The 9,270-nt window shown below is 64.6% G+C and carries 6 protein-coding genes; 5 read left to right on the top strand and 1 reads right to left on the bottom strand.

Annotated elements, in window-relative coordinates; all coding sequences use genetic code 11:
- Positions 1–1,368 (bottom strand): 3-isopropylmalate dehydratase large subunit (gene leuC / locus ATE71_RS21425; protein ID WP_058805360.1); only part of this gene is annotated, 1,368 nt, incomplete at its 3' end.
- Positions 1,369–1,470: 102 nt separating this feature from the next.
- On the opposite strand from leuC, the gene ATE71_RS21420 reads away from it, so the two are divergent.
- The 5 genes from ATE71_RS21420 to ATE71_RS21400 all read left to right on the top strand — a co-directional run.
- On the top strand, positions 1,471–2,388 hold the full coding sequence (locus ATE71_RS21420; protein WP_058805359.1) for a LysR family transcriptional regulator: 918 nt from the start codon (positions 1,471–1,473) through the stop codon (positions 2,386–2,388).
- Positions 2,389–2,550: 162 nt separating this feature from the next.
- Complete coding sequence (locus tag ATE71_RS21415; protein ID WP_058805358.1) at positions 2,551–5,556, top strand: TonB-dependent receptor plug domain-containing protein; 3,006 nt, start codon at positions 2,551–2,553, stop codon at positions 5,554–5,556.
- 99 nt (positions 5,557–5,655) lie between these two features.
- Entirely contained in the window at positions 5,656–7,263 is a 1,608-nt protein-coding gene (locus ATE71_RS21410) for an AbgT family transporter (protein ID WP_058805361.1), read from the top strand.
- Positions 7,264–7,377: 114 nt separating this feature from the next.
- Entirely contained in the window at positions 7,378–8,577 is a 1,200-nt protein-coding gene (locus ATE71_RS21405; protein WP_058805357.1) for a M20 aminoacylase family protein, read from the top strand.
- 19 nt (positions 8,578–8,596) lie between these two features.
- Positions 8,597–9,270, top strand: a 674-nt coding sequence (locus tag ATE71_RS21400) for a penicillin acylase family protein (protein WP_160328073.1), incomplete at its 3' end; no start/stop codon positions are given.

Genomic DNA, 9,270 nt, shown 5'->3' with positions numbered 1-9,270 from the left:
GTAAGCGGGGCTCATCAAATGCGTCCGCCCGCCGATACCTTGCCGCCCCTCGAAATTGCGGTTGGTGCTCGACGCGCAGCGCTCGCCGGGTGCGAGGCTGTCGTCATTCATCGCGAGGCACAAAGAACAGCCCGAACGACGCCATTCGAACCCCGCCTCGATGAAAATGCGGTCGATCCCTTCGCCCTCGGCCGCGCGGCGCACGCCACTGCTGCCCGGCGAGATCATCGCGCGCACGCCAGGCGCGACCTTGCGACCCTTCAATATTCGCGCAGCGTCGCGCAGGTCGCTGAGCCGCGCATTGGTACACGAGCCGATGAAGGCGCGGTCGATCGCGATATGCTGAAGCGGGGTGTGCGGCGCGAGGTCCATATAGGCCATCGCGCGTATGGCATCGGCGCGGCGCTCCGCCGGAAGCTCATCGGGATCGGGAACGGCTCCCGTGATCGCAAGCGACTGGTCGGGGCTCGTCCCCCAGCTCACCATCGGCGGGATTTCGCCGGCGTCGAACAGGATGTCCTTGTCGAAACGCGCGCCCGCGTCGCTGCGCAAGTCCCGCCATTCGGCGCGCGCCCGCGCCAACAACTCCGCCGATGGCGCGCGCGGGCAGCCCGCGATATAATCCACCACCTTGTCATCGGGCGCCATCAGCGCGACGCGCGCGCCGCATTCGACCGCCATGTTGCAGATCGTCATGCGCGCCTCGACCCCCAGCGCCTCGACCGCCGCCCCCGCGAACTCAACCGCATGGCCGGCGGCGCCATCGGCCCCGATCCGGCGGATCACTTCCATGATCAGGTCCTTTGCCGTGACCCCCGGTGCAAGCAGCCCGTCGATCGTAATGCGCATTGTTTTCAGCCGGCGATAGACGAGCGTCTGGGTCGCCAGCAGATGCTCGATGTCCGACGTGCCGATGCCGAACCCGACGACGCCGAAGGCGCCATAGGTGGTCGAATGGCTGTCGCCCGCGGCGATCACCATCCCGGGCAGCACCAGGCCGAGTTCGGGCATCACGACATGTTCGATGCCCTGCCGGGGGTCGAACAGGTCGAAAATCTCGATCCCGAAATCGCGGCCGTTCTCGCTTAGATATTCGATCTGCCGCCGCGCCCCGCCGTCCAGATGACCCGCATTTCGGTCGGGATGGGTCGAATTGACATGATCGACGACGCCGAGCGAAGCCGCAGGCCGCCAGGGCGTCCGCCGGGCCTCGCGCAGCCCGCTGAATGCCTGGGGGCTTGTATATTCGTTGAGCACCGTTCTATCGATATAGAGCAATAATCGTTCGCCGGCGCCGGCAGATTCGTCAAAAGATAAGACACGGTGTTCGTCGACGATCTTGTCATAGAGCGTTTTTGGCGCCGACATTCTTCTACCCTTCCTGCGATTTCGCGAGGCAGGGATTACCGTCAGCGGTTCGAACGAAGCCAATGCCGGGACAGTATCAATTGATGCGACGAGTGGAATCAGATGGATATCATGTGGCTCGAAGACTTCATCAAGCTCGCGGATGAAGGCAATTTTTCCCGCGCGGCAGAGGCGCGCAACCTCACTCAACCGGCGTTCAGCCGACGCATTCGCGCGCTCGAGGATTGGGTCGGCGCGACACTGGTCGATCGCGACACGCACCGTATCGCACTGACTGAGGCGGGCCAGGCCTTTCGCATCGTCGCCGAGGAGATATTGCGCCGGCTGACGCTGGGCCGCGACCATGTCCGCGAAATCGGCGGGACGCTGAGCAACGAAATCCGCTTCGCATCGACGCACGCGCTGTCGACGACCTTCTTCCCCGCATGGCTCCGCAGCCTGCATGACGGCCAGGAAGCGGGCACGATCACTCTGATCGCCGACCATATGGTCGCGTGCGAACGCTTCATGCTCGAGGGAAAGGCCGATTTCCTCCTCTGCCATCACCACACCGCAGCCGCGCACCGCCTCGACCCCGCGGGCTTTACTTCGCTGGCGCTCGGTGGGGATATATTGATGCCGGTGACCGCACCGCTCGGCGATGGTGCGCCGACGCATGTGCTGCCGGGCAGTGCGGACCAGCCGCTTCCCTATCTGGAGTTCGAGGAAAAATCGGGGATGGGGCGCATCCTCCAAGCCGCGCAGGTCATTGCCGCGGGCTCCGCAGCGCTGCGGACCGTCTTCCGGTCGCATATGGCGACGGCGCTCCTGTCGATGGCTCGCGACGGCCGGGGGGTATGCTGGGCGCCGCTCAGCCTCGCCGGCCCCGACCTCGAAAGCGGCCGCCTCGTCGCCGCCGGCGACGCCCGCTGGCATGTTCCGATCGAAATCCGGATCTACAAACCCATCGCGCGGCGCAGCCCGAGCGTCGAAGCCTTTTGGACCATGCTCAAGAACCGCCTGAAGGCCGAGGCTGCCTGACGCAGCCGCGTAATAATGCTGCGCAGACGCCGCTTAAGCCGCACGAATGATTCTATGTCGAACCGGCATTGGGATCGATCACCGCATGTCCATAGACAGGCTGAACCCTAGCACCAACCGACGAACGAACGGCTTTGGCAGGGTTCAGGGCGGAGAAAAAACATGATCCAGGGACCGGCAACGGCAGCCGTAAACGGCAAGCTCAGAATTTCGACATCGCTTTTCGCAATCTCGCTTTGCGTCACCCTTGCGGGCGCAGCGCGGGCGCAAGAAACCGCCACGTCGGCCGAGGAGCAGGCGATCGACGGCGGCGACGACATCGTTGTGACGGGCTCGCGCATCGGTCGCCCGGTCCTCGACCTGCCGACCCCCGTCGGCGTCGTCACTTCCGACGCGCTCGACAACAACAATGCCCAGTTCGACATCGGCCGCGCGCTCGCGCAGCAGCCTTCGATCGGCTTTTCGGGCAGCATGCAGCAAAGCCAGCAGTCGGGCGCATCGGGTTCGCGCGGCGAAAATAGCGGCGGCCTTGCCCTCGTCGATCTGCGCAGCCTCGGCTCGAACCGCACGCTGGTGCTCGTCAACGGCAAGCGCCGCGTCGCCGGTGCCACCGACAGCACCGCGATCGACCTCAATTCGATCAACCCCAATTTGATCGAACGGATCGAGGTCATCACCGGCGGTGCATCGGCCATTTATGGTTCGGACGCGGTATCGGGTGTGGTCAACATCATCCTCAAGGATGATTTCGATGGCGTTCGCGTCTCGTTCAACGGGTCGCAGCCGACACGCGGCGGCGAAGGCCTGACCTATGGCGCCAGCCTCGTCGCCGGCATGAATTTCGGCGAAGGCCGCGGTAATGTCACGGTCGCGGGCGACTATACCAAGGTCAAGGAGATCACGCCGCGACAGGCCGACATGAATAACAATGTCGCTATGATCAATCCCGCCGACACCGGCCCCGACGACGGCATCCCCGACCTGATCGTCGTGCCCGGTGGCGAGGCACTGCGCTTCTCGGGCTATGGGGTCGTCGGCTTCGGCAACGACACCGGCGGGCTCGGGCGGTTCGCTTTCAACGACGACGGGACCCCCCGCCCCTTTCCGACACCCAGCCTCAGCGACGGCGGGCTGTTCGGCCTGTTCGAAAATTGTGGCGCCGCCTGCTTCCGTTTCGACGATTCGATCTCGATCGTCCCCGATATCGAACGCTATAACCTCAACCTCAGCGCGCATTATGACTTCAGCGACAGCGTGCGCGGCTATTTCGGCGTCGATTACAACAATACGTCAAGCTATGGCCGCGGCCAGCCGGTGATCCGTTCGGGCGTCGCGATCAGCGTCGCCGAAAATGCCTTTCTCAACGAAGATTTCCGGCAGGACCTGCTCGCGGCGGGTGCGACCACGCTGCGGCTCGACCGCCTCTATACCGACCTCGGGCTGCGCTACAGCCAGGTCGATCGCAACAGCCTGTCTTTCGTTGGCGGCCTGAAGGGCGAATTCGAGACGGGGTTCGCGGACCTGCGCTACGACGTCTACGGCACATATGGCCGGACGAAAGCGAAATTCATCGGGTATAATCGCCTCGTCGTCCCGAACCTGCTCGCCGCGCTCGACGCTGTGGTCGACCCCGACAGCGGCCAGATCCGGTGCCGCATGGATGTCGCGGCCCTGCAGCCGGTCGGCTATGTCCGCCCAAACATCCAGGGCAGCGCTCCCTGTTCGCCGTTCAACCCCTTCGGGTCGATCGCGAGCTCGCAGGAAGCACGCAACTTCGTGAAAGCAACGACGGTGTCGGAGGCCTTCATCCGGCAGACGACTGCGGGCTTCTCCCTCGCCGGCGACACCGAGAAGTTCCTGACGATGCCCGGCGGCGGCGCGGTCGGCTTCGCGCTCGGCGCCGAATATCGCAAGGAACGCAACGGCCGCACGACCGACCCGCTGGTCAAGGGCGGGCTGACCAATCAGGCGGCGACGCAGGACTATGAGGGCGGATATCATGTCACCGAATTTTTCGGCGAACTCAGCATCCCAATCCTGACCGACATGTCCTTTTTCAAACTGCTGTCGGTCGAAGGCGCGGTTCGCCACGCGGATTACAGCCACGCCGGACAGGCGACCTCATGGAAAGCCGGCGCGATCTGGGAACCGACCGACGGCCTGCGCCTGCGCGCGACGATCAGCCGCGCGATCCGCGCGCCCAACATCTTCGAGGCGTTCCGCCCAAGCGAAGGGCAGACGACCAACGTCGACGACCCGTGCGACGAAAACAACCTGGGGCTCAACCCGAACCGCGCCGCCAATTGCGCCGCGCTCGGCCGTCCCGCGGGCTTCACCCCGCTCAACGGTGGCGTCGGCGTGCCCTTCATCGTGTCGGGCAACCCGAACCTCGACCCCGAAGTGTCGGACAGCTGGACCGCGGGTATCGTGCTGACGCCGACATTCCTGCCCGGGCTCCAGATTTCCGCCGACTGGTTCAACATCGAGATCGACGACGCAATCAGCTTCCTGAGCCCGCAGCAAATCGCCGAAAATTGCGTCGATCGCGCCGGCGGTCCCGACCTCGACCTTTGCTCTCTGATCACCCGCGAATCAGACCCGGCCAGCCCCAATTTCTTCGGCATCACGACAGGCAACAGCACCTATGTGAACACGTCGAAACTGGAAACGTCGGGGCTCGACACGCAGGTCTTTTACGCCCGCCCGCTCGGCTCGGGACGGATTTCGGCGAACCTCGCCTTCACCTATCTGCACCGCCTCAGGACCTATACCTTCCAGGCGCGGCCCGACCTTTTTACGGTCCTCGAAGGCTTTTACGGCTATCCCAAATATAAGGGCGTCGTCGGGCTGACCTATTCGAACGGTCCGTTGACGCTCGGCTGGCAGGGCCGTTACCAGTCGAGCCAGGCGCTGACCGACATTTCGCCGGGGATCAGCCGCGAACTTCTGTCGCCCGACCGCACGGGATCGCGTTTCTACAACGACATCTCGGCATCCTACACGCTGTCGATGAACGGGGAGCAGGAAGCCAAATTCTCGTTCGGCGTCACCAACCTCTTCAACGAAAAGCTGCCGGTGATGGAATCGGTTCAGGTCATCGACCCGTCGGGGGGCGGGTTCGATCAATTCGGTCCCGTCGTCCGGCTCGGGCTCGAAGTGAACTTCTGATTCCGGCCGACAGGGTGGGGCCCGCGTGACTTTCGCGCGCGCGGGCCTCATGTCGTTTTCGAAGGAGAAACCCCCTTGCCCGGCCAGGAAGGCGCGATCATGAGCACCGCAACCGTTCGCCCCGTCCGCGAAAGGGGTTTTCTGGGCGTGATCGAACGCGTCGGCAACTTGCTGCCCGATCCGACGATCATCTTCCTCTATTTGATCGCCATGCTGATGATCGTGTCGGCTATCGGCGCGGCGATGGGATGGAGCGCGTCGCTGCCCTATTCGGGCGCGAAGGCGCCGGCGGGCGCCGAGCTGGCGGGGGGCATGCTGACCTATCGCGCGTCGAGCCTGTTTTCGGCCGAGAATATCGCGCGGCTGTTTACCGAAATGCCGCGCACCTATGCCGGCTTCACCCCGCTTGGCATCATCCTGACGATCATGATGGGCGCGGCCGTGGCCGAACGGTCGGGGTTGTTCTTTGCCCTGATCCGCGGCTCGCTGCGCGATACCCCGCGCCGTTACATGACGCCGATCATCGCGGTGGTCGGCATGGTATCGCACCACGCCGCCGATGCCGCCTATGTCGTGTTGATCCCGATGGCGGCAGTGCTGTTCGCATCGGTGGGGCGGCACCCGCTCGCAGGGATCGCGGCCGCGCTCGCCGCAGTATCGGGCGGCTACGCCGGCAATATCATGCCCGGCCAGCTCGACGTGCTGCTGTTCAGCTTCACGCAGGAAGCCGCGCGCATCGTTGAGCCCGGCTGGACGATGAACCCACTCGGCAACTGGTATTTCATCCTCGGCATCGTCGTTTTCTTTACCCCGATCGTCTGGTTCGTCACCGACCGCGTCGTCGAACCGCGGCTCGGCACATGGAACGAAGACATCGACGACGAACTCCGTGCCGATCTCGACAAGGGCGAACTCAGCCCGGCCGAGCGACGCGGGCTTCGCCGCGCGGGCTTCGCCGCACTGCTGGTCGCCGCCCTGTTCGCGGCGCTTTGCCTGTGGCCGGGCTATACGCCGTTCATCGACCAGCGGGCCGAAGGGCCGATCCGGCTCCAGCCGCTCTATGCCTCGATTATCGCTGCGCTATTCCTCCTGTTCCTGCTCACCGGCATCGTGTTCGGCCGGACCGTCGGTACGGTGAAAAATTCGAACGACGTGGTCGCGATGATGCGCGAGGGGGTGAAGACGATCGCGCCCTACCTCGTCTTCGTTTTCTTTGCCGCGCATTTCGTCGCGATGTTCAACTGGTCGGGCATCGGTCCGATCATCGCGATCGGCGGCGCCGAAAAGCTGCAGGCGCTGAACCTGCCCCCCGCGCTGCTGCTCGTCTGCGTGCTGCTGCTCTCGTCGATGATGGACCTGTTCATCGGATCGTCCACGGCGAAATGGAGCGTGCTGTCGTCGGTCGTCGTGCCGATGTTCATGCTGCTCGGCATCAGCCCCGAAATGACGACCGCCGCCTATCGCATGGGCGACAGCTATACCAATATCATGACCCCCCTGATGAGCTATTTTCCGCTCGTCCTCGTCTTTTGCCAGCGCTGGGACAAATCGATGGGGGTCGGATCGCTGCTCGCCCTCATGCTGCCCTATGCGCTGTGTTTCATGGCGACTGGGATCATGATGGTCGTCGCCTGGGTCGCCTTCGACCTGCCGCTCGGCCCGCACGCCGGGGTCTTCTATCAGGTAGCGGCGCATGCCGTACCCTGAGCCAATCCATCATGACCATCGACGCGGAACATATAAGCATGTCCAATAAGCATTGGGGTCGGCGCAGCCCTGCGCCTAACTTTCCCCTGCCGCTGCGCCAGGAGGAGCGTCCCCATGTCCGTTGACCTGACATCGCTCGAAGCCGACATGACCGCCTGGCGCCGGCACATCCACCAGCACCCCGAACTCGGCTTTCACGAGGACGCGACGGTCCGCTTCATCCTCGGCCTGCTCGACCAATTCGGCGTTGATGAAGTCGCGACGGGCATCGGCGGCACCGGCATCGTCGCGACGATCCGCGCCGGCGCGTCGGACCGCGCGATCGGCATCCGCGCCGACATCGACGCATTGCCGATGACCGAATTGACCGAGTCCGATCACAAGTCCTGCACGCCTGGGGTGATGCACGCCTGCGGCCATGACGGGCATACGACGATGCTCCTCGGCGCCGCAAAGCATCTGGCGGCGACGCGCAATTTCGACGGCGCCGTGCATCTGATCTTCCAGCCCGCCGAGGAATCGCTGGGTTATCAGGGGCCCGGCGGCGACCGCGACGGTGGCGCCAGCGCGATGATCCGTGACGGATTGTTCGACCATTTCCCGATGGAAGCGATTTTCGGCATTCACAATCGTCCCGGCATCGCTGCGGGCAAGCTCGCCGGACGCGCAGGCGCGCTCTACGCTGCCGCCGACAAGTTCGAGATTGTCGTTTCGGGCAAAGGCGGCCACGCCGCGCGCCCGCACCTGACCGTCGATCCGATCGTCGTCGCAGCGCAAATCATCGTCGCGGTGCAAAGCATCGTCGCGCGCAATACCGATCCGATGGACGCCGCCGTCGTATCGATCTGCAAGGTCGAGGCCGGTACCGCGTTCAACATCATCGCCGACGAGGCGCGCATGGGCGGCACCGTCCGCACCCTGTCGCGCGCGAGCCAGGACGCGACCGAGCAGCGGCTGCGCGACATCGTCACTGGCATCGCCGCATCGTTCGGCGCAACCGCCGAGCTGCATTACGAGCGCGGCTATCCTGCCCTCCACAATCCCCCCGATCTTTATGCGCGCGTTCGCGACATCGCGATCGGCGTCGTCGGCGCCGATCGCTTCGTCGACCTCGACGCGCCGGGCATGGGGGGCGAGGATTTCGCGCGCTATCTCGACGTCGTTCCGGGCTGTTTCCTGCTGCTCGGCAACGGCGACGAAGGGCCGGGCGCGGTGATGCTCCACAATTCGCACTATGCCTATGACGACAGCATCTCGCCCACGGGCGCGGCGTTGTGGGTCGCGCTGGCCGAAGCATTTCTGCCGAAGGCATAGAAAACAGGAGATATTATCGATGCGCCGTTCGACCGCTGCCCTGCTTCTTGGCTCCCCCCTTCTCCTGCTTGCGGCGTCGGCGCCCGCGCAGGCGCAGGCGCAGGAACAGGTCAGCATCTACCGCGACGATTTCGGCGTGCCGCATGTTCAGGCGGACACCTCGGGCGCGGTGATGTTCGGCGCCGGCTATGCGATCGCGGAGGACCGGCTCGCGGCAATGGAGCTGGCGCGGCACAACACCCAGGGCCGCCGCGCCGAGCTGGTCGGCGCCTCGGCGCTCGAAACCGACAAGGCGATGCGCGGCCGCAAGCTGTCCGATGCCGAGCTGATGAAACGCTATCGCGCGCTCGCGCCCGAGCATCGGACGATGATCCAGGCCATGGTCGACGGGATCAACAAGCGCATCAACGAAGTGAACGCCGACCCCGCGCGCCTGACCCCGCTAGAGTTTATCCGCTGGGGCATCAAGCCCACGCGCTGGAGCCTGACCGAATATCTCGCGCTGATCACCGCCGCGCCGCTTGGCCGCGATACCTACGAGATCCGCAACCTCGAATTTCTGACCGCAATGACAGATCGTTACGGCGCCGACCAGGCGTGGAGGATTTTCAACGACGTCGTTCCGATTTCCGACCCGGATTCCCCGACCACCATACCCGCCGGCGACGATCTGGCCCCCGTGCGCCCAACCCC

Source organism: Sphingopyxis sp. H115 (genome assembly GCF_001468465.1).
Taxonomy (GTDB): Bacteria; Pseudomonadota; Alphaproteobacteria; order Sphingomonadales; family Sphingomonadaceae; genus Sphingopyxis.
This window is presented reverse-complemented; position numbering and strand designations above follow the sequence as displayed.

What these genes read in the sequence shown, in the direction of transcription:
- ATE71_RS21420 (WP_058805359.1), top strand. Translation starts at nt 1,471, where the DNA reads ATGGATATCATGTGGCTCGAAGACTTCATCAAGCTCGCGGATGAAGGC.
- ATE71_RS21415 (WP_058805358.1), top strand. Translation starts at nt 2,551, where the DNA reads ATGATCCAGGGACCGGCAACGGCAGCCGTAAACGGCAAGCTCAGAATT.
- ATE71_RS21410 (WP_058805361.1), top strand. Translation starts at nt 5,656, where the DNA reads ATGAGCACCGCAACCGTTCGCCCCGTCCGCGAAAGGGGTTTTCTGGGC.
- ATE71_RS21405 (WP_058805357.1), top strand. Translation starts at nt 7,378, where the DNA reads ATGTCCGTTGACCTGACATCGCTCGAAGCCGACATGACCGCCTGGCGC.